General features: G+C 71.9%; 21 protein-coding genes. 5 read left to right on the plus strand and 16 right to left on the minus strand.

Annotated features, from left to right (window positions below; genetic code table 11):
- Positions 1-24: 24 nt before the first annotated feature.
- Together L942_RS09175 and L942_RS09180 are read right to left on the minus strand one after the other, a co-directional pair.
- On the minus strand, positions 25-996 hold the full coding sequence (locus L942_RS09175) for a 3-hydroxyacyl-CoA dehydrogenase NAD-binding domain-containing protein (protein ID WP_037357527.1): 972 nt from the start codon (positions 994-996) through the stop codon (positions 25-27).
- A complete protein-coding gene (locus L942_RS09180) occupies positions 993-2,105 on the minus strand; it encodes an NAD/NADP-dependent octopine/nopaline dehydrogenase family protein (RefSeq protein WP_235078997.1) in 1,113 nt (370 codons plus the stop codon). The genes L942_RS09175 and L942_RS09180 overlap by 4 nt, the downstream gene beginning before the upstream one ends.
- Before the next feature lie 131 nt (positions 2,106-2,236).
- Here L942_RS09180 and L942_RS09185 point away from each other — a divergent pair, with 131 nt between their 5' ends.
- Entirely contained in the window at positions 2,237-3,001 is a 765-nt protein-coding gene (locus L942_RS09185; RefSeq protein ID WP_037357531.1) for an IclR family transcriptional regulator, read from the plus strand.
- Between the two features lie 61 nt (positions 3,002-3,062).
- Here L942_RS09185 and L942_RS09190 read toward each other — a convergent pair whose 3' ends face one another.
- From L942_RS09190 to L942_RS09200, 3 genes are all read right to left on the minus strand, one after another.
- Positions 3,063-4,334: a ribonuclease D gene (locus L942_RS09190; RefSeq protein WP_051165831.1), complete on the minus strand. Its 1,272-nt coding sequence runs from the start codon at positions 4,332-4,334 to the stop codon at positions 3,063-3,065.
- Between the two features lie 71 nt (positions 4,335-4,405).
- Positions 4,406-5,122 carry a response regulator transcription factor gene (locus L942_RS09195; protein ID WP_033291604.1) on the minus strand — a complete coding sequence of 239 codons (717 nt, stop codon included), beginning with the start codon at positions 5,120-5,122 and terminating at the stop codon, positions 4,406-4,408.
- Between the two features lie 673 nt (positions 5,123-5,795).
- Positions 5,796-6,359: a DUF3000 domain-containing protein gene (locus L942_RS09200; RefSeq protein WP_037357534.1), complete on the minus strand. Its 564-nt coding sequence runs from the start codon at positions 6,357-6,359 to the stop codon at positions 5,796-5,798.
- Between the two features lie 314 nt (positions 6,360-6,673).
- Between L942_RS09200 and hemE the strand changes: the two genes are divergently transcribed.
- From hemE to L942_RS09220, 4 genes are read left to right on the plus strand one after another with little or no spacing between them, the layout of a single operon-like run.
- Positions 6,674-7,756 (plus strand): uroporphyrinogen decarboxylase, encoded by a 1,083-nt coding sequence (gene hemE, locus L942_RS09205; protein ID WP_081655002.1) that lies wholly within the window; start codon positions 6,674-6,676, stop codon positions 7,754-7,756.
- Positions 7,753-9,162 carry a protoporphyrinogen oxidase gene (gene hemG, locus L942_RS09210; protein WP_037357536.1) on the plus strand — a complete coding sequence of 470 codons (1,410 nt, stop codon included), beginning with the start codon at positions 7,753-7,755 and terminating at the stop codon, positions 9,160-9,162. The genes hemE and hemG overlap by 4 nt, the downstream gene beginning before the upstream one ends.
- 46 nt (positions 9,163-9,208) lie before the next feature.
- Complete coding sequence (gene hemQ, locus L942_RS09215; protein ID WP_037357538.1) at positions 9,209-9,901, plus strand: hydrogen peroxide-dependent heme synthase; 693 nt, start codon at positions 9,209-9,211, stop codon at positions 9,899-9,901.
- 3 nt (positions 9,902-9,904) lie between these two features.
- Positions 9,905-11,272, plus strand: coding sequence for a CoA transferase (locus L942_RS09220; protein ID WP_037357540.1), 1,368 nt, complete (start codon positions 9,905-9,907; stop codon positions 11,270-11,272).
- A 387-nt stretch (positions 11,273-11,659) separates the two neighbouring features.
- On the opposite strand, the gene L942_RS44200 is transcribed toward L942_RS09220, so the two are convergent.
- From L942_RS44200 to L942_RS09270, 11 genes are all read right to left on the minus strand, one after another.
- Positions 11,660-11,836 carry a hypothetical protein gene (locus tag L942_RS44200; protein ID WP_158684448.1) on the minus strand — a complete coding sequence of 59 codons (177 nt, stop codon included), beginning with the start codon at positions 11,834-11,836 and terminating at the stop codon, positions 11,660-11,662.
- Positions 11,837-12,217: 381 nt separating this feature from the next.
- Positions 12,218-12,994, minus strand: a complete 777-nt coding sequence (locus tag L942_RS09225; RefSeq protein ID WP_037357542.1) for a TIGR04222 domain-containing membrane protein — start codon at positions 12,992-12,994, stop codon at positions 12,218-12,220.
- 101 nt (positions 12,995-13,095) lie between these two features.
- Positions 13,096-13,422: a hypothetical protein gene (locus L942_RS09230; protein WP_037357544.1), complete on the minus strand. Its 327-nt coding sequence runs from the start codon at positions 13,420-13,422 to the stop codon at positions 13,096-13,098.
- On the minus strand, positions 13,419-14,222 hold the full coding sequence (locus L942_RS09235) for a DUF692 domain-containing protein (protein WP_037357610.1): 804 nt from the start codon (positions 14,220-14,222) through the stop codon (positions 13,419-13,421). Before L942_RS09235 ends, L942_RS09230 begins: the two co-directional genes overlap by 4 nt.
- Positions 14,215-15,045 carry a TIGR04222 domain-containing membrane protein gene (locus L942_RS09240; protein ID WP_037357612.1) on the minus strand — a complete coding sequence of 277 codons (831 nt, stop codon included), beginning with the start codon at positions 15,043-15,045 and terminating at the stop codon, positions 14,215-14,217. The genes L942_RS09235 and L942_RS09240 overlap by 8 nt, the downstream gene beginning before the upstream one ends.
- Positions 15,046-15,074: 29 nt before the next feature.
- Complete coding sequence (locus L942_RS09245) at positions 15,075-16,040, minus strand: TIGR04222 domain-containing membrane protein (protein WP_037357545.1); 966 nt, start codon at positions 16,038-16,040, stop codon at positions 15,075-15,077.
- A 99-nt stretch (positions 16,041-16,139) separates the two neighbouring features.
- Entirely contained in the window at positions 16,140-17,087 is a 948-nt protein-coding gene (locus L942_RS09250; protein ID WP_037357547.1) for a TIGR04222 domain-containing membrane protein, read from the minus strand.
- Positions 17,088-17,198: 111 nt separating this feature from the next.
- The gene (gene msrB / locus L942_RS09255) at positions 17,199-17,627 is read right to left on the minus strand and encodes a peptide-methionine (R)-S-oxide reductase MsrB (RefSeq protein ID WP_037357548.1); all 429 of its coding nucleotides are present in this window, start codon (positions 17,625-17,627) and stop codon (positions 17,199-17,201) included.
- Positions 17,628-17,646: 19 nt separating this feature from the next.
- Complete coding sequence (locus L942_RS09260; RefSeq protein ID WP_037357550.1) at positions 17,647-17,952, minus strand: hypothetical protein; 306 nt, start codon at positions 17,950-17,952, stop codon at positions 17,647-17,649.
- Between the two features lie 50 nt (positions 17,953-18,002).
- Complete coding sequence (locus tag L942_RS09265; RefSeq protein WP_268745718.1) at positions 18,003-19,643, minus strand: serine/threonine-protein kinase; 1,641 nt, start codon at positions 19,641-19,643, stop codon at positions 18,003-18,005.
- 117 nt (positions 19,644-19,760) lie between these two features.
- A complete protein-coding gene (locus tag L942_RS09270) occupies positions 19,761-20,435 on the minus strand; it encodes a TVP38/TMEM64 family protein (protein WP_037357613.1) in 675 nt (224 codons plus the stop codon).
- Positions 20,436-20,442: the final 7 nt, after the last annotated feature.

The following is a 20,442-nucleotide window of genomic DNA, read 5'->3' on the forward strand; positions in this document are numbered from 1 at the left end:
GGGCCGGAACCCGCGGCCGCCAGATCACTCCGCCGAATCGTCGTCCGGACGCACCGGAACCGGTGTCCCGTCCCGCAAATGCGGTTCCCGCAGCCGGAAGATCTCCTCGAACTCCCGCATCCGCGCGGCCCGGTAGTCCGGCACCCCGGCCGGGTCGAAGCGGTAGAACCCGGCCCCGTCCTGGAGGCCTCGCCGCCGGCCGGTCATGTTCTCCTCGACGATCGCGGGCGCCTGGAACCGCTCGCCGAGTTCGCCGGTCAGGTAGCGCGAGGCGTAGTACAGGATGTCTCCGCCGCCCCAGTCGATGAATTCCAGCGGGCCCAGCACCGAAAACCGCGGGCCGAGCCCGGCACGGACCGCGAGGTCGATCTCGGCGGCGCCGGCCACCCCTTCCTCGACCATCCGCGCGGCCTCGTTCATCAGCAGCGCCTGCAGCCGCGGCACGATGTACCCGGCGGCCGGCCCGCACACCACCGGCACCTTGCCGATTTCGCGCAGCAATTCCACGAGCCGGTCGACCGCGGCGGGATCGGTGTCGTCGCTGCGGCTGACCTCGACCAGCGGCATCAGTTCGGCCGGGTTGAGCCAGTGCGCGTTGACGACCCGCTCCGGCCGGTCGGCGAGTTCGGCGATCTGCGTGACCAGGAAGGTCGACGTCGTCGAGGCCAGCACCGCCGATTCCGGCACCTGCGAGCCGAGCCAGCCGAACACCTCGCGCTTGATGTCCATGACCTCCGGCACGGCCTCGAACACCACGGTCGCGTCGGCGAGTTCCTTCGCCGAACGGTCGCCCAGTGTCAGGCTTTCCAGCGCGTCCGCGTGGCCGGACATCGCGCGCAGCCGGTCGGCGAGGCGCTTGCGGACCTCGTCGCGCCGGAGCTGGCGTTCTTCCTCGGTGCGGTCCTTGACGTCCGCGAGCAGCACCGGATGGCCGGCCGCGAGGAAGGCCAGCGCGATGCCCTCGCCCATCCGCCCGGCCCCGACGATGGCGATCACGACTGGACTCCGTTCCGCAGCAGTTCGGTCAGGCCGGCGCGGTCGAGCTCCGCCAGGCCGAGGTTTTCGAAGGTCCGGCCCTCCGCGTAGAAATCGCGGCCGGTGATGGCAGAGCCCAGCGCCAGCAGGCCTTGCGCGACCGGCGTCGGAACCCCGGCGAACCGGCCCGCGGAGACCAGCAGCGACAACCCGAGCCTGGTGTCTTCCACCATGTACCGGTGCGTGTGGAGGTCGATCTTCTCGCGCCAGTCGCCGCTGTCGGTGAGCCGTTCGTGCGCCGCGCGGCCGTACATCCATTCCTCGCCGTCGGTGGCGTAGTGGTCGGCCAGCGGGAAATGCGGCGCGCCGTAGCCGAACGCTTCGCGCAGCGCGACCCGCTCGGCGTCCAGCGCGTCGGTGACGCTGCGGATCGACGGCTGCGTGCCCTCGTTGTGGATGTCCCAGGCCGCGAAATGCTCAAGCGGGCCAGCGTTCATCGTGATCAGCGGCGGGTGGATGATCGGGCCCGCGTTCATCAGCGCTCCGCTGAGCCCGTCGCCCGCGTCCTCGACGCTCGGGTACGCCTCGCGCAGCGTCCGCAACGCGCTTTCCGCCAGCCGCAACGGGAAAACCCCGGTCGGCAGACGGGTCGCGTAGCCGCTGATCACCACTTCCGCGTCGCCGTGCCGGCGCGCGAGATACGGCAGCGTCCCGGCTTCGGCGAACGCGATCTCCGAGCTTCCGCCCGCCGCGGCGACCGCCTTGGCGAACACCAGCGAACCGAACGTGCCCGGCGGCAGGAACACCACCTGGCCCTCGGACAGCAGCGGGGCGAGCTGGGGAGCCAGATCGTCGTGCGTGGTCGACGGCAGCGGGATCACGACCAGCGCCGCGCCGCGCACCGCCTCGGCGAGGTCCGTCACCGGGTTGATCTGTCCGGCGCCGTCGCCCACCGGAACCGAGCGGGAACCTCGGTAGTCCCGGACGCCCACCGCTCCGGTCGCGCGCACTGCTTCCAGTGCCTCGGCATTCCGCCGCCACCAGCGCACTTCGTGGCCGTGCTCGGCGAGTTCCGCCACCGTGGCCCAGGAACCGTGTCCGCCCCCGAGAACCGCGATCTTCACTGTCATGTGCTCCTGTCTGGTTCTTCTGTCGCGCCGTCCGCACCTTCTCACGGCCGGCCAGGTCGTTCCCGGCCCGGCCGAGCCGCGCCCGCAGTGTCGCTTGCGCCGCGGTCCGGCCTCAATCAGACTTCCGCCACATGGAAGCCAGGCCCACCGCGGCGGCGCGGCTGCTGTCGGTGCTGGACTGCTTCAGCGCCCAGACCCCAGTGCTGTCCCTGACCGAAATCGCCCAGGCGGCCGGTCTGCCGTTGAGCACGGCGCACCGGCTGGTCGGCGAGCTGGCCGAATGGGGTGCGCTGACCCGCGACGACCACGGCGGCTACCACCTCGGCCTGAAACTGTGGGAACTCGGCTCGCTGTCGCTGGCCCGCGCGTCGATCCGCGAGATCGCCCTGCCGTACCTGGGCGATCTGTTCGACGCGACCGGCGAGAACGTGCACCTGTCCGTGCTGGACGGAACCGACGTCGTGTTCCTCGCCCGGCTGGCCGGGCACCGCTCGGTCGAGATCCTGACCACGACCGGCAGCCGTCTTCCGGCGACCACCACCGCCACCGGCCGGGTGCTGCTCGCCCATGCCGCCGCGGACCTCCGCGAGGCCGCGCTGACCAGCCCGATCACTGCGGAAACCCCGCACACCACGACCGACCCGGAGACCTTGCGCGCCGAACTCGCCGACATCGCCCGGACCGGCTACTGCGTCGCCGACCGTCAGCTCGCCGACGACGCGGTCGCCATCGCTGCCCCGATCCGCGACGCGTCCGCCCAGGTCACCGCCGCGGTCGCGGTCGTGGGCCGTCGGGAGACGACCTCGGTGGCCCATCTGGTGCCGGCGGTCGTCACCACGGCGACCGGCGTGGCCCGGTCGCTCGGATATCGCCGACCGGCTCGCCGCGGTTCGTAAAGCCGGCAGTTCGTCCCGAAGGTCTAAACCTCAGCTTGAGGTCTGAACCATCGTCCGCGGGTCAGGAGGCTGTGCTGTGTAACGCCTTGCTCAGCGCCGCCACGGTCAGCTCCACCTGCCACGGCCGCGCCCCGCCGGCGCGCAGCGCCTGCGCGACCGAGTCCTCCGAGACGTCGGCCGGCGGTCGCCAGCAGGTGCGCCGGACCAGATCGGGCAGCAGGAGGTTCTCCACCGGCAGCCTGCGGTCCTCCGCGATCGCGGCCAGGGCGGCCCGCGCGGCGGCGAGCCGGGCGGCGGCGTCGGGGTCCTTGTCGGCCCAGCGGTTCACCGGCGGCGGACCGTCGGACGGCTGGCTCGGGCTGGGCAGCTCGCTCGCCGGCAGCGCTTTGGCCGCCTGCAGATGCCGCAGCCAGCTGGCCGTGTACTTGCGCTGCACGCGTCCGCTGAACACCGGCAGCTTCTGCAGTTCCTCAACCGTCTTCGGGTCCGAGGTCACCGCGTTGACGATCGCGCTGTCGGGCAGGATCCGGCTCGGCGCGCGGTCGCGTTTGCGGGCCAGTTCGTCGCGGGCCTGCCACATCTCCCGCACCGCGGCGAGGCCGCGCGGGCTGCGGATCTTGTGCACCCCGGACGTCCGCCGCCACGGTTCGGCGCGCGGCGCGGGCGGGGGAGCGGTGCGAACGGCCTCGAACTCCTGCCGCGCCCACTCGAGCTTGCCCTGTGCCGCCAGCTCGGCCTCGAGCTTCGCGCGCAGTTCGTTGAGCAGTTCGACGTCGAGGGCGGCGTAGTTGAGCCAGTCCACTGGCAGCGGGCGCTTCGACCAGTCCGCGGCGGAGTGCCCCTTTTCGAGCGTGTACCCGAGCAGCAGCTCCACGAGCGTGCCCAGCGCGACGCGTTCGTACCCGGCCAGCCGCCCGGCGAGTTCGGTGTCGAACAGCGAGCGCGGGCGCAGGTCCAGTTCCGCCAGGCACGGCAGATCCTGGGACGCGGCGTGCAGCACCCATTCGGTGTCGTTGAGGACGTCCCGCAGCGGGGCGAGGTCGTCGGCGAGCGCGATCGGGTCGATCAGCACCGTGCCGGAGCCTTCGCGGCGCAGCTGGACGAGATAGGCCTTGGGCCAGTACCGGTAGCCCGACGCCCGCTCGGTGTCGACGGCGACGGCGCCCGTGCCCGCGGCCAGCCGCGCGCACGCCTCGGCGAGCGCTTCGGGATCGGCCACGACCGGTGGGGTGCCTTCCGCCGGTTCCCGGAGCAGCACCGGCGTTCGGGAGGCCCCGGAGTGGTCGGTGGTCTCGTCTCCGGTCCGCGCTCCGTCCGCCTGTGCAGTTCCCATGTCCGACGACCCTACGGGACGGGCGGACCGCGCCTGGTCCGCCCGCCCCGCAGGGACGTGGTTCGTCGTCGTCAGCGGATCACGCCGGCTCGCATCGCCAGCGCGACCATCTGCGCCCGGTCGCCCGTGCCGAGCTTGCGCCCGATGCGGGACAGGTGGGACTTGACGGTGAGCGCGGAGAGGGACAGCTCCTCCCCGATCTCCTTGTTCGACTGCCCGTCCGCGACGAGCTGGAGCACCTCCACCTCGCGAGCCGACAGCTCGCGCGGCGTGTTGTCGGTGCCCGCCACTCGCGTGCCGGTCGCCAGGACCGGGGCCACGCTCGGGTCGGCGTAGACGCCGCCTTCGAGAACCCGGCGCACGCCGTCGGTGACCACCACCGGCGACGCCGACTTCAGCAGGTACGCCTGAGCGCCGGCCTGGAACGCGGAGCGCACCGCGTACGGGTCGTCGGAGGATGCCAGGACCACCACGCGCGGCCAGCCGTGGCTACGGAGTTCCGTAACCAGCTCGATGCCGCTGCCGTCCGGCAGTCCGAGATCGAGGATCGCCAGGTCGCACGGGCCGGTGGCCTGTGCTCGCGCCCTCGCCTCGGCCACCGTGGCGGCCTCGTGGACGGTGCCCGCACCCATCTGTGCGAGTCGTGCTGCGATTGCCTCCCTCAACAGCGGGTGGTCATCGACCACCAACACGGAAAAAAGCTCTTCCCGCGGGTGCGGAACCATGCTCGCCGGCAAAGCGCCGGCTGGCGTGGATCGGACGGCCTGAGATAAGCCGACGGTAGCCACGTCACTACCTCCCTGGAGTCGGTCGTGCCCCCCGACCGGCACCGGGACCTTCGGCCGTTCAGCCGCGCCAGCTTTAGACCGAAAGTGGTGTCGTCCCAGGCACTGTAGCCGTCCGGACGCCGTTGCGGGGGGATCGAATGGGTATCTATCCGAAACAGTTCGTCACTCAGCGAGGTCGTTGTAACACGATCGGACTAACGATCGGAGTCTTGTTAACGACTGACGATCGGGCCGCGATGCACCAGAGTTACCGGCAACGAAACGGGCGTGCAGATGGCCCGTGCACCTGCGGGTGCTCGCGGAGCGGGCCCGCTGCCTCGACGGTGCGGGCCCGGAAATGCGCCCCGGCCGGGGCAAGATCATTTTCTTTCATGTTTTGCCGCGCGCGCCGTCCGATCGCCCGGACCCCGGTCGAGCGGCCGGAAACGGCTCCGGAACCGCGTCGGAGCTGGTTACCGGGGGTTCACGGACTGTGATCGCGCCCGGCCACGAACGTGCGGCAGCCGGAGCAACGGCCTCCGCGGTCCACGGTGGACGGTCGGCGGCGCCCCGCCGGAAGGCCCCGCCGAAGATCCCCGCCGGATGCTCGGAGGGCCCGGAAGCGCCCGCGAAGGCGCGTTCGTGCGCGTGCAACCGCCGCGAAGACGTTGCCCGACCGGGTGAACTTCGGAAATCAGGAGCTCTGGCGCTGCTCGAACAGCGTGACGCCCACCGGGGGCAGCCCCACGACGCTCGCCATCACCTGGCAGAACGCGAGCCCGTGCGGGCCGAGCGCGGCGTCGGTCGGGGTCCAGGACGCCCGCAGTTCGAGGTCGTCGGTGCGGGCCGGGCCGGAGATGTCGCCGAACCGGGCCGAGGACGTCTCGGTGACCGTGCCGCCGAGCGCCTTCCACGACGCGCCGGAGGCCTCCAGCGCGTCGGTGAGCCACGACCAGCCGACCGCGGGCAGGAACGGGTCCGTGGCCAGCTCCCGGTCGAGTTCGGCGCGCACGTACATGACCAGCCGCAGCACGCCGTCCCAGCCTTCTTGGCCGTCCGGGTCGTGCAGCAGGACCAGCCTGCCGGACGCCATCACGTCGGCGGGTCCGGAGACGTCGCAGCTCAACGCGTAGGACCACGGCGCGAGCCGCTGCGGCGCGCGCATCGTCTCCAGGCGGATCTCCGGGCGCGGCCGGACGGCTTGCAGCGCCGCGACGGCTTCGCGGAAGAGATCGGGCACTGGCGTCATCGCGGTCACGCACCGACTGTAGGGCGGCGACGCCCCGTTGCGGACGCAGGCGCGCCGAGCGAGACCCACCCGCGACCCGGGGAGCGACGCTCGCCGACCCCTGACGTTGCCTCCGCGCCGGGTTCGTCCTTCTCGACTCGCCGTCCACTGGTCCTCTCCGAATGCTTCCTTTGTCGCGCGCAGAGAACAATGCGTGGAGGTGCCGAATCCGGCGGCGAGACCAGACGGATGGTGCTGAATTCGCAGCACGCCGCGCGGCGCGAGACCGGGTCCAGGCGCCTTGGGCACGGGGCGGCCCGGGACTGTCGGACCCGCGTGGGACCATGGGGTTCGTGCCTCAGGTTTCGCCCGCGCCCGCCGGCGCCCCGTCCGTTTCGCCCCGTCGCGCCCTGCCCGGCTCGGCTTTCCTCGCCGCCGCGCGCGGGGAGCGGCCCGCACACGTCCCGGTGTGGTTCATGCGCCAGGCCGGTCGTTCGCTGCCGGAGTACCGCGCGCTGCGCGAGGGCGTGCCGATGCTCGACGCGTGCTTCGACCCGGAGATGCTCGCCGAGATCACCCTGCAGCCGGTCCGCCGGCTCGGCGTCGACGCGGCGATCCTGTTCAGCGACATCGTGGTCCCGCTCAAGGCGGCCGGCGTCGACATCGACATCGTCCCCGGCACCGGCCCGGTCGTGGCCTCGCCGGTGCGCGACGCGGACGCGGTCCGTGCGCTGCCGAAGCTCGAGCCGGAGCAGGTGGGGAAGGTCGCCGAGGGTGTCCGGCTGCTGGTGGAGCGGCTCGGCGAGACGCCGCTGATCGGGTTCGCCGGCGCGCCGTTCACGCTGGCCAGCTACCTGATCGAGGGCGGCCCGAGCCGGAACCACGAGCACACCAAGGCGTTGATGCACTCGCAGCCTGAGGTCTGGCACGACCTGGCCGCGCGCCTCGCCGACATCGCCGCGACGTTCCTGCGCGCCCAGCTCGACGCGGGGGTCGACGCGGTGCAGCTGTTCGACTCGTGGGCCGGTGCGCTGTCCGAGCGCGACTACCGCGAGTTCGTGCTGCCGCATTCGGCCCGGGTGCTGGCCGTGGCCGGGGAGTACGACGTGCCGCGGATCCACTTCGGTGTCGGCACCGGCGAGCTGCTCGGCGCCATGCGCGAGGCGGGCGCGGACGTGGTCGGCGTCGACTGGCGGATCCCGCTCGACGTCGCGGTCCGCCGGCTCGGCGGCGAGGTGTCGGTGCAGGGCAATCTCGATCCGGCGCTGCTGTACGCGTCGTGGCCGGTCCTGGAGGCCGAGGTGCGCCGGATCGTCGAAGAGGGCCGCGCTGCTCGCGGGCACGTGTTCAACCTCGGCCACGGCGTGCTGCCGGGCGTCGACCCGGATGTGCTCAAGCGGGTCGTCGACCTGGTGCACTCGCTGTGAAGCACGTCGCGGTCGTCGGCGGCGGAATCTCCGGGCTGACCGCGGCGTACCGGCTGCGCCGGCTGCTCGGCGACCGGGTGACGATCACCGTTTTCGAGAGCACGGCCGCGATCGGCGGGAAGCTGCGCACCGCGGAGGTCGGCGGCGTCAGCTACGACGTCGGCGCCGAAGCGTTCCTCGCGCGGCGGCCCGAGGTGGTGGCGCTGGTCGAGGAGGTCGGCCTCGCCGATCGCCTGGTGCATCCGACGAAGGCCCGCGCCAAAATCCACGCCGGCGGTTCGGTGCAGAGCCTGCCGCCGGGAACGGTAATGGGGGTCCCGGCGTCCGCGGAGTCGGTCGCGGGCGTGCTCTCGGAGGACGGACGGCGCGCGGTCGAGAAGGAACGTTCGCTCGGTCCGGTCGAACTGGGCGAAGCCGATGTGCCGCTCGGGCCGTTGCTGCGCACGCGCTTCGGCGACGAACTCGTGGATCGGCTGGTCGACCCGCTGCTGGGCGGCGTGTACGCGGGCGGTGCCGATGGCCTCGGCCTCCGCGCGACGATGCCCGGCCTGGCCACTGCGATCGAAGGCGGCGCGAGTTCGCTCACTGAGGCCGCGTCGTCGCTGCTCCCGAAAACCCCGGGCACCGCGCCGGTTTTCGGCACACTCACCGGCGGTTTGCGGGGATTGCTCGACAGGTTGCTGGAGCTGTCCGGAGCCGAGCTACGCACGTCGTCGACGGTCCGCGCGCTGACCAGGACTCCGTCCGGTTGGCGGCTCGAGTTCGGTGCCGCCGCGCCGTCCCACGCGCCTGCCGACAGCCCGGTGGACGCGGACGCGGTGCTGCTCGCGGTGCCCGCACCGGCCGCGCGGAAACTGCTCGACGGCGTCGCTCCGGTGGCCTCGACCGCATTCGGCGAGGTCGAACTGGCGTCGATGGCGGTCGTCGCGTTCGCGTTCCCGCCCGGCACGGAGCTGCCCGACGCCTCCGGAATCCTCATCGGCGCGGGCGAGCGGGACGCGGAAGGCGTGCCGTACGCATCCAAGGCGTTCACGTTTTCATCGAACAAATGGGCGCACCTCGGCGATGCCGGACCGGTGCTGGTGCGCGGTTCGGTCGGCCGGTTTGGCGAGCCCGGCGCGTTGAACGGCGACGACGATTCGCTGGTCGCGGCCGTCCGCGCGGACCTGGCCCGGCTCGCCGGCGTCACCGCGGAGCCGATCGACACCTTGGTGACCCGCTGGGGCGGCGGCCTGCCGCAGTACGGCACCGGGCACCTGGAACGGGTCAACCGGATCGAGACGGCCGTGGCGGAGGTCCCAGGCCTGGCCGTGGCGGGCGCCACGCTGCACGGCGTCGGCCTGCCCGCCTGCGTGGCCACCGCCGACGCCGCTGCCCGGCGGATCGCGGAGCAGCTCTTCGTGTGACGGAGCCCCATGGCGATCGCCCGACCGGCAGTGCCAGGATGGAGTCATGGCGCGGCTGAATTACAACGAACTCAACGACACGATCCGCTACACCATGTGGTCGGTCTTCCGGATCGAACCGGGGAAGTTGGGGGAGGACCGCGGCGCCGCCGGCCGCGAGACGGCTGAGTACCTCGACGGGCTCGAGGCCAAGGGCGTCGTCGTCCGGGGCGTGTACGACGTGTCCGGCCTGCGTGCCGACGCCGACTACATGATCTGGTGGCACGCCGAGGAGATCGAACAGGTCCAGGCCGCCTACACCGGGTTCCGCCGCACGCCGCTCGGCCGCGCGTCCACGCCGGTCTGGAGCCAGACCGCGCTGCACCGCCCCGCCGAGTTCAACAAGAGCCACGTGCCCGCGTTCCTGGCCGGCGAGGAGGCGCGCAAGTACGTCTGCGTGTACCCGTTCGTCCGGTCCTACGAGTGGTACCTGCTGCCGGACGAGGAACGCCGCAAGATGCTGGCCGACCACGGCAAGGAGGCGCGGGACTACCCGGACGTGCGCGCCAACACCGTCGCGTCGTTCGCGCTCGGCGACTACGAGTGGATCCTCGCCTTCGAGGCCGACGAACTGCACCGGATCGTCGACCTGATGCGCCACCTGCGCAACACCGAGGCCCGTCGCCACGTGCGCGTCGAAATCCCGTTCTACACCGGCACCAAGGTGCCGCCCGCCGAGCTCGTCGCGGCCCTGCCGTAACCCGTGCAGGACGTACTCGCCGGGGCCTGGCAGTCGCTCGCCGGGGAACCGCTGCCCGCCGTGTCGTTGACCGGCGACGAATCCGTGCTGCCCGGGCATTTCCGGGTCCCCGCCGCGGCGACCGCCAGCATCGCCGCGGCCACCCTGTCCGCGGGCGAACTGCTGCGGCTGCGGGGCATCGACCCGGGCACGGTGTCGGTCGACACCCGGCACGCCGCGGCCGCGTTCCGAAGCGAGCAGCTGCTGCGCATCGACGGCGAGCCCGGGCCAAGCCCGTGGGGCCGCATCGCGGGCGACTATCGCGCCGCCGACGGCTGGATCAAGCTGCACTGCAACACCTCGCGGCACGAAGCGGCGGTCTGCTGGGCGCTCGGCGTCCCGGCGACCCGCGAAGCGGTGACCAAGGCCGTGGCTGGCAAGTCCGCGGCAGAGGTCGAATCAGCCGTGGTGACCGCGGGCGGCGCGGCCGCGTTGATGCGCTCGCGCGAGGACTGGCTGGCGCACCCGCAAGGCCAGGCCGTCGCGGAACTGCCGCTGGTCGAGCTGAACCGCATCGGGGACGCGCCGAAGCGCATCCTGTTCGACTCGGACCGCCCGATGGGCGGCGTGCGCGTGCTGGAACTGACGCACGTGCTCGCCGGACCGGTCGCAGGCCGCGTGCTGGCCGCGCACGGCGCGAACGTCCTGCATGTCGGCGCCGCACACCTGCCGCGCATCCCGGTCCTGACCATGGACACCGGCCAAGGCAAGCGCTCCGCCTTCATCGCACTCGACACCGAAGGCGGCCGCGCGAAGCTGAAGAAGCTCATCGCCCGCGCGGACGTCCTGCTCCAGACCTTCCGCCCGGGTGCCCTCGCCCGCCTCGGCTTCGGCCCGGACCAGCTCGCCGAGCTACGCCCCGGACTCGTGGTGGCCGATGTGTCGGCCTACGGCTGGACCGGCCCGTGGGCCCGCCGCCGCGGCTTCGACAGCCTCGTGCAGATGTCGTCCGGCATCGCCGAGGAATACTCCACCGACGCTCCGGCGCCACTGCCCGCGCAAGCCCTGGACCACGCCACCGGCTGGCTGACCGCCGCCGCCATCATGACGGCCATCCGCCGCACCGTCACCGACGGCGGCACCTGGCACGCCCGCCTGTCCCTGGCCGGAACCGGGCGGTGGCTGGATTCCTTGGGCCGCAAGGACCCGGAACCGTCCGAAGTGGACTGTACGGACCTCCTGGAGACCGTCGACAGCGACTTCGGCCAGATGACCCGGGTCCGAATGGCCGGCGACCTGCCGGGCTCGCCGCCGCACTGGGACCACCCGTCGCACCAGCCCGGCACAGACACCGCAGTGTGGTCGCCGGTCGTGCCCCAGCCGGTCCCGTAAGCATCGCCGGTCCTGCGGCGGCCACGCCGCGCGGTCTCGCACGCGTCGGGTGCCGGATGCCGCCGCGCCGGGCTGGCCGCGTGATCGCCGCCGTGCAGGGCTGGTTGCGTGATGTCGCGGTGGGGCGCTGGTCGCGAGGATGCCGCTGTGGCGCACTGGTCGCGAGGTCGCTGCCCGACCCGGGTTGGTCGCGAGAGGCCGGTGTGTGGCGCTGGTCTCGAGGACGTTGAGGTGTTGGGGTGGCCGCGGGGCCGCCTCCATGCCGTGCTCGTCGCGGGGATGCCGCAGGGATGCGTTGGTCGTGAGCACGCTGCCGTGTTGGGCTGACCGCAGCGATTCGGCTGTGCCGTGCCGGTCTCGCCAAGGCCGCCGTGCTCGTCGATGCGGTCAAGCCAGGGCGGGGCCGTGCCGGTTCTCCCAGGACCGCCGAGTCACGTAAGCGCCGTCGGTCTCCCGTGCGCCGTCGAGGTCCCGCGTGGATGGCACCAGCCGCACGGACACCGCGCCGGTCTCGCGCGACGCCGCCGGCCAGGTGAGCGCGGTCAGGTTCCGCAAGCACCGCACGCGCCCACCTCGGGAGCGCCCGATCCGGGGCTGTCACGCCGAATTGGTACGCGCCGCCGGTCCGGTAAGTCCCGGGTCGGTTGCGCACGGCCAGTCCACTGAACGCAGCCTGCCTCCTGAGCATCCCGACGGTGGGCGTCCCGCCAGTCCTGTGGCACCACCGTCCCCGTGAGCACTACGCCGGGCTCATCGGTCGCGAGCCGCGTGAGTTCGGCGTCGGGCGCGCGGTCGGCACCCGCGGCCCCGGGCACGAGGCTCGTCGGACCACGAATCGCGTTAGCGCTGCGCAGGCCTCGCGTGGGCACCGTCGGCCCTCCGGCAACCCGAGCCAGTTAGGGAACTTCGGGACCCGCACCAACCCGGCGCACAGCCACCCCGCGGCTAAACCGGTATCAGACCTCCCGCGATCCGCTTGTCCGGATAAGCCGCCAGCCCGCCCACCGCGACGAGTTCGGCTGGTCCCGTGCCGCTGCCCGTGGCGGCCTGCTGTTCGGCCCGTGCGACGACCGTCGCCCCCGCAGTCGTCGGCGGTAGCGAGCTGACTTTCCGTTCGCCGAACGTCTTCGTGATCCGCTGACTGGCGACCAGGCAGAGCCAGAGCGTCAGCACGACCGCCGCGAAGGCGAGCAGCACCATCGGGTTCAGGTGAGACCGGCCCACGTCGTACGCCAGCCGGGCCACCCCGGCCGCCAGCACGACCACGGCGACCGTGGTCAGCGTGTACCCGAGGCCTGTCAACGGCCTGCGCCGGCTGACCAGCCGCCGCTGGACCAGATCGGTCTCGAGTGTCCGTATCGCAGGCTTGACCACGGATGAGCGCGCGACCCACGACGCGAGACGACCGCGCCCGGCCGCTTGGTGCACGGCTTGCTCGAGCGGCGACGCGGGCGGCGAGCCGGCGGCGATGATCTCGCCGTAAGACCCGACCTGCAGCTGCCCACGGGCGAGCAGAGCCGCGATCGCCGCTTCGACCGCCCGGGGCCGCCCGCCCGCCAGGTACGCGACGTCGTAGACATCGCGCGGCACGGCCGCCGACTCCGGCGCGGACGCCTGCTTGGCCAGTTTGTCCTTGCCGGTGGCCACAATGCTCACCAAGCCCGCGGCCATGGCCGCATAGACGAGCAGCATCGGGCTCAACACGGCCCAGAATCCGTTCACGACAGGTTCCCTCCCTCCCGGCTCGGCAGAGATCGGATAACGCCGCCGTAACCGGACATGTCGTCAGCGTAACCGGGGCCACCGACAAAAACCGAACAGGCTCAGCGCCGGAACCATCTGCGCCGAGGTTTGGGCAGGTCACCGCGGGCGATGAGCCACTCCGCGAAGGCGTCGGCGTACTCGCGCGCCCGAAGCGAAGTCGGCTTCGGACGCTCCGCCGCGTACTCGTCGAACAACGGCCGGTACCGCGAGCCGAGCGTCTCGGGCAGATCCGGGCGCAGGTACGCCACCAGTCGCCGTCGTTTCGAGAGCAAGACGTCTGCCTCGATGCGCAACCGCGAGGCCTCGAATCCGGACGGCGCCTCGGCTCCGGTCAGCAGGCTGTCCAGCAACGCAGCCTGCCGAGCCGCCAAGTCTTCGCGACTCACAACGTCACCGCAGTCCGCAACGCGACCAGCTCGGCGGCGAGTTCGGAATCGGTGGGGTAGTCGTCGTCGCGCTCCAGGAGAACGCCCGGCGGATCCGTGCGTCGACGCAGCTCGGCGAGCAGATCCAGCACCTCCGGCAACACCGGATGCGCGTGCGTGTCGTGGTAAACGCCGTCGCGCTCCACACCGCCTGCCATGTGCACGTACGCGAGCCGTTCCCAGGGAATCCCGTCCAGGAACGCCACCGGATCGGTGCCCACGTTGCGTGCGTTCGCGTACAGGTTCGCGACGTCGATGATCAGCAGGCAGCCGGTCCGTTCGGTCAGCTCAGTGAGGAATTGTTCCTCGGTCAGCTCGTTTTCCGGCCACTCCAGAAGCGCGGCGATATTTTCCAGCGCCAGCGGAACGTCCACAATGGACTGTGCGAGCCGGACGTTGTCCACCAGCACGTCCAGCGCCTCGCGCGTGCGCGGCAGCGGCATCAGATGTCCGGAGTCGAGCCCGCCCGCGCGGACGAAGCACACGTGGTCGCTGGCCAGCGGTGCGTCGAGGGCCCTGGCCAGTTCGGCCAGGTGCTCCACTCGTGCGGTGTCCAGCGGCTCGGCCCCGCCCAGCGACAGCGAGACGGCGTGCGGCAACACCGGCATCCCGCGGTCCTTCAGCGCCAGCAGGCTTTCCGGCAGGTGCGGAGCGTGCAGGTTCTCCGCGACCACCTCGACCCAGTCGACGCCCGGCAGCCGCGCGATCGACAGGTCCAGTTCCGGCCGCCAGCCGATGCCGATTCCCAGCCGGTCAGCCACCGCACCCACCTCCGCCTCCGCATCCGCCGCCCCCGCCGCACGACGATCCGCCGCCGGACGACGTTCCCGCGCCGCTCTTCAACGCCAAGCTTGTCGCATGGTCCGGGTACTGGGCGAACCCGCCCAGCGCGACCAGCGAAGCGGCGCCGGCCGGCAGCGCGCCGGACTGTGCCCGCTGCGCGACCGGGTCCGTCCGCACCGCGACGACCATCGCGCGCCCGGCCTTGGTCAGATGGACTTTGGGCCGCTTTCGGCTGGTCACCGCCAGGACCGTCAGAATCGCAGTCACTGCCAGCAGCACCTGCAACGCCGCGGTCGGCCGGTGCAGCGCTGATCCGTTCACCGCGCGCACCAGGCCGACTGCGAACAGGACTCCGTAGACCAGCACCACTCCGGTCAGGAAGCGAGCGGAAGCGACCGAGACCAGCCCTCGCCGACGCAGTTCGTTCCCGATGCTCCGCACCGGCGCGGCGACCGCTTCCGCCGTGCGCAGCGTCGAGGCCGTGTGGGGCCGCTTCCGCACGGCCTGGTGAATCGCCTGCTCAACCGGCTCCGTCGGAGCTCCGGAGACAGCGGTGAGCTGGCCCCGGGTGTCGACCCGCAGCAGTCCGCGCTCCAGCAGCGCGGCAATGGCCGTGTCGACCGTGCGGTGGTGGCCGCCGGCCAGGAAAGCGAGCTGGTAGACGTCGAGCGGCCGGTGCGGTTCCGCGGACGCGCTTGGCCCGATCCTCGGCCAGACCAGCTGCACCACGAACGTCAAGGCCAGTGCCGCCCCGTAAAGCGCAAGGAACTGCGGGCCCGAGATGCCCCACGGCTCGTGCACCGCGTCTCCCTCCTCGATCCGGCTGCGGGTTATCCGCCGCAGCCGCCCCCGCCGCAACTGCTGCCTCCGCCGCACGAAGACCCGCTGCTGCACGAGGAACCGCCGCCGCACGAGGAACCGCCGCTGCTGCAGGACGATCCGCCGCTCGAACCGCCGCCCCCGGCCCAGGTGCTCCCGCTGCCGCTGAGCAGCGCCGTGCTCATTTCGTCGTCCGGGTACAGCGCGATCCCGCCGAGCGCGACGACCGCCGCCGCGCCGACGAGCAGCGTTCCGTTGCCGCTCCGGTCCGGGGCAGCGAATTCCTCCGGCCGTTCCTCGGCAGCCTTCGCTTCCTCGCGGGCCCGCACGACGATCGCGTGCCCCGCGTCGGTCGCCTGGGACGTCTTCGAGCCCTTCCGGACCACGTAAGCGATCAACGTCAGGGTTCCGGCCGCGAAGAGCAACCCGATCAGCCCGCCGATCGGGCGGCCCAGCTGCGCTCCGTTGACCGCACGGACGATGCCGATCAGCAACAGCGCCGCGTAGCACACCACGATGCCGACGCGGAAGCCGTCCAGTCCGTCGCCGGTGGCGAGCAGCCCGCGCCGTTCGAGGTCTTCGCGGATCTTCTCCGTTTCCGGCCGGACGACCGGCGACCTGCGCACCATGGCCACCGTCGCGGTACCGCCCTGCGCGGCGTCGTGCACCGCGCGTTCCAGGCCCTTGCCGGTCGGTCGCTTGCCGATCGCGCTCAGCTTGCCCTTGCTGCTCACCCGGAGCCGATCCTGCTCCAGCAGCGTCGCGATCGCGGTATCGACCGCGCGGTCCGCTCCGCCGGCCAGGTAGGCGAGCTGGTAGACGTTCGGTCGCAGCGGCGCCTCGACGGCGGCGGGCGCGTTCCGCCGCCGGGACCGCGCGATCGGCGGCCAGCTCAGCTGCACGAGCAGCACGACCGCCAACGCCAGGCCGAAGACCAGCAGGAATTGCGGGCCCGAAATGCCCCACGGTTCGTCCACGGCTTCCCCCTCTTTTCCGCGTTGCCCGCACCTTAACCGGTAGATCGCCGGACGCTGTCGGCAGAACTGACGCACTCGATGTCCGGTTCGTTCCCCGGCTCAGCTGTTTCCGCCGCCGCACCCCCCGCCGCCACATCCGCCGCCGCAGCCGGACCCGCACCCGGAACCGCCGCATCCGGATCCGCAGCCCACTCCGCCGCATCCGGATCCGCAGCCCACTCCGCCGCAGCCGGATCCGCAACCCGCCCCGGCGGCCCAGTACCCCGCCGCTCCGCCGAAACCGCCCGCGGCTCCGCCCGCGATGCCCGCCCCGGTCCGCCGGGTCGCCGGAAGCCCGCGCTGGAGCGCGACCCGCAACTCGCGATCCGGGTGGTTCGCCAGCCCGCCGACCGCGACGCTTCCGGCCAGACCGGTGATCAGGCTCTGGTCCGACCACGCCGCTTCGGCCGCCACGCGTCCGGCGTCGGTCGGGCGGACCCATCGGGCCGCCCGGCGACGGGACAGCGCGGTGCACGCGAACCACGCGGGCAGCAGAACCGAAACCAGCACCCAACCGTTCAGCCCGGCAATGAACGCGGCCACCCCGGCAGCCGCCAGCACCGCTTCTCCGATGGCGGTCCATTTCCATGCCCGCTGCAACGCGTGACCGTCGACGACCAGGCCGCGCTTGGTGAGGTCGTCGACCATCTCGCGCACGGTCTCTCCCCAGACCAGACCGCGCAGCACGGTCGCGATCCCGACGCCCGTGCCGGTCAGCGCAGCCGCTTCGCGGCTCAGCGCGTCAGACGGTTCGGTCGGCGTGCGGTACAGCCTTCCCGTGGAGTCCGCGCGCAACTGCTCGCGCTCCAGCATCGAGGCGACCGTCGTCTCGGCCACGCGGGTGGGGCCGTTCGTCAACAACGCGACCTGGGCGGCAGAGGTCAGCCGGGTTTCGGGATGCCTGCCCCGGCGCAGCCGGGCGGCAGTCCGCCGCCCGAACCACCAGCAGACCAGCGCCAGCACGAGAACCAGCGCCGCCGGCAGCGCGCGTTCGATCGTCCAGTCCATCGCGGTCCCCCTCCGGATGAACAAACCACGCTACCCGCACGCCCGGGGTTGCCACCGGACGAAAAACCGCCCTCCCCGGGACGAAGAGGGCGGTTTCGGCGGACCCGGTCGTCAGTCGCCGGAGTCCTCGACGAGCTTCAGGGAAATCGAGTTGATGCAGTACCGCTGGTCGGTCGGGGTCGGGTAGCCCTCGCCCTCGAACACGTGCCCGAGGTGGCTGTGGCACGAGGCGCACAGCACCTCGATGCGCCGCATGCCCATGGTGCGGTCCTCGCGCAGCAGCACCGCGTCGGAGTCCGCCGGATCGTAGAACGACGGCCAGCCGCAGTGGCTTTCGAACTTCGTGTCGCTGCGGAACAGCTCCGCGCCGCAAGCCCGGCACTCGTACACGCCGGTGGTCTTGGTGTCGGTGTACTCGCCGGTGAACGGCCGTTCGGTGCCGGCTTGCCGGAGCACCGCGTACTCCTCGGGGGAAAGCTGCTCCCGCCATTCCTGCTCGGACTTCACCACGCGCGGAGTGGTGCCGACGACGGGTTTCATACCTTTCACCCTTCCCACGTTACCTGGACAGGAAATCGACCGTGTGCAGCGCGATGTCCCAGGCGGTGACCAGCAGCCCGAGCACGATCAGCGCCGCGACCAGCGCGGACACCCAGTAGCGGAGCCCGCCGGTGCGGTTGCTGGACTCGGCGAAGTCGGCGACCTGGTCCAGGCACGCCTCGACGGTGAAAGTCGGCCCGGTGCGCTCCATCCGGTCGAGATGGGCGGCGAACGCACGGGCCTCCGGGTCGTACGGATCCAGCCCGACCAGATCCTCGTGGAACCGAGGATTCCAGCCCGGCGGCAGAGCTCCGTTCTCGGCCATGCCTCAACGGTAGGCTATTCGCCCCGCTGTACCCACCTCTGCGGCGAGTGTCACTGAGCGGGAGTACCGCCCCCGAGGCGCGGGTCGCTGTTGATCATCAACGTGCCGTCCTCCGCGGCGATGACCTGGACGACCTTCGGCGTCGGCGCGCCGCCTTTCGGCGTGAGAGTGATCTGGACGTCGACGGAGCCGTCTGCGTTGTTTTGGTGCTTGTAAACGCTTGCGCCCTTGTAGGAAGACAGCCCGTTCTGCGCCCAGTAAGAGGCGAACGAGGCTTCATCGCCAAAAGCTGCCTGCGCCGACGGGGTCAGCATCGCCCAGGCGCCAGGCGACCCGGCACTCGAGTAGAAGTCCACGACCCGGTCGCCCGCGGGCCCCCACTGCACGTTGCCGCTGGACTTGACCGGCGGTGCCGACGAACTCGGCGTGGTCGACGGACTCGCCGGAGCGGAGGAGTTGCTCACCGGCGGCTGTGCGTTGTTCGTCGAAGGCCCGCCCTTGCCCTGGCTGCTGCTGAGCACCAGGAACACCACCAACGCCACCACGACCACCGCCGCGGCCCCGCCGGCGAGGAGCGCCATCTTCTTCTTCCGCGCGGCAGCAGGCGAAACCCGCTCCCCGGACCCGGCACCGGAGTAATTCGGCGCAGCAGCAGTAGGCGTCGGCCGCACCGCGGGCTGCGGGCGCGGCGGGGTGTTCGCCGGGGGAGCGGGACGCGAAGGCGAGCCCATCGGCATGAACGCCGCAGTCGGCGTGCGCGGCGGGTTCGACGGAGCCTTCGGGGCAGCTGCCGCAGCCGCCGGAGCAGCTGTCCGCGCCCACGGCGGACGCGACCCGTTGCTCCCGGGTGTGCGGTTGCCCGACAGCAATTGCAGCGGCGCGGCCGGTTCCCCGGACGCCAGCGCGGCCAGCCGCTCCCGTGCCTCGGCCATGGTCGGCCGCTCGGAAGCTTCGCTGCGCAGCAGGCTCATCAGCAATGCGGTCGCCGGGCCGGCCTGCGACGGCGGGTTGACCTGGCCGTTCGCCGCCGCGTACAGCAACGCGAGCTGGTTCGTGGTGTTGCCGTACGGGGTTTGTCCCTCGATCGCCTGGTACAGCGTCGCGCCGAGGGCGAAGACGTCCGAGCTGGGCACCGGGTCGGCGCCGCGGGCCAGTTCGGGCGCGAGGTAGGCCGGGGTGCCGCCGATCAGGCCGGTCTGGGTGAGCGTCATGTCGCCGGCGGCGCGGGAGATGCCGAAGTCGGTGATCTTCGCGGTGCCGGTTTCGTCGATGAGGATGTTGCCGGGCTTGACGTCGCGGTGCACGATCCCGGCGCGGTGCGCGGCCACGAGCGCCGCGGCGACCTGTTCGCCGATCCGCGCGACCTGGCCGACCGGCAGCGTGCCCTTCTCCGCCAGCACCGCGGACAGGCTCGGGCCGTTGAGGTACTCCATCACGAGGCACGGGTCGCCGCCGTGCTCGGCGATGTCGAACACCACGATCGCGTTGGGGTGCTGGAAGCGGGCGGCGTTCTTGGCCTCGCGCATGGCGCGCTGGCGCATGTTGTCGCGTTCGGCCTCGGAGACGCCCGGCTGCGGCAGGATCTGCTTGATCGCCACGGACCGCTCCAGGCGCACGTCCACAGCGCGCCACACCACGCCCATGGCACCGCTACCAATGTGCTCGACGAGGCGGTAGTGCCCCGCGATCAGCTGCCCGGTGTCGATGACGCCCGCTCCTGACGAAAGTCCCGTGATCGTGGTCGTGCGCAGCGCGGATACCCCTCGCGCACCCGAACGAGTGTAGCGGTCGGAAGTACCTGCCCGCCGTCAGCCAGCCGGTGCCGACGGCACGGGCGCCTCCGGTTCGGCGGCGGGGACGCGCTTCCGCAGCACCCGCACCAATCCTGCCGCACCGAGCGCCGCGAAGACCGCGTAGCAAGCCAGCAAGGCAGGCGGCGTGTCGCCGGTCAGCGCGTCCGCGAAAACGACCACCGCGACCGTCCCGGGGACGCTCCCGAGCGCCGTTCCGGCAAGGTACGGAAGGAGTTTCACGGACGAAACGCCGCAGAGGTAGTTCATCGCCGAAAACGGGACGACCGGGATCAACCGCAGCGACGTGATGGCGAGCACGCCGCCGTCGGAGAGCCGGTCGTTGACCGCCCGCACCGGCGCGCGGTGCAGGTGCCGCAGGATCAAGTCCCGGCCGAGCAGCCGGGCCAGCCCGTACGCGAGCGCCGCGGCGATCGTGGTGGCCGCCAGGGCGATGAACACTCCCGCGACGCTGCCGACGAGCAACCCGGCAGCCAGGTTGAACACCGTGCGCGGGATCGGCGCGACGGTGAGCAGCGAGTACGCGACAAGGAGCACGAGCGGAGTCATCGATCCGGTCGCCGCGGCCCAGGCGCGCAGCTGCGCCGGTCCCGGAATCGGCAGCCACAGCGCGGCGGCGCAAAGAAGAGCCAGCACGGCCAGGGCGACGATCAGCTTGGTTCTCCCGGACACGCCGCCA

This window comes from Amycolatopsis orientalis DSM 43388 (genome assembly GCF_000411975.1).
In the GTDB taxonomy this organism is placed as follows: domain Bacteria; phylum Actinomycetota; class Actinomycetes; order Mycobacteriales; family Pseudonocardiaceae; genus Amycolatopsis; species Amycolatopsis orientalis_D.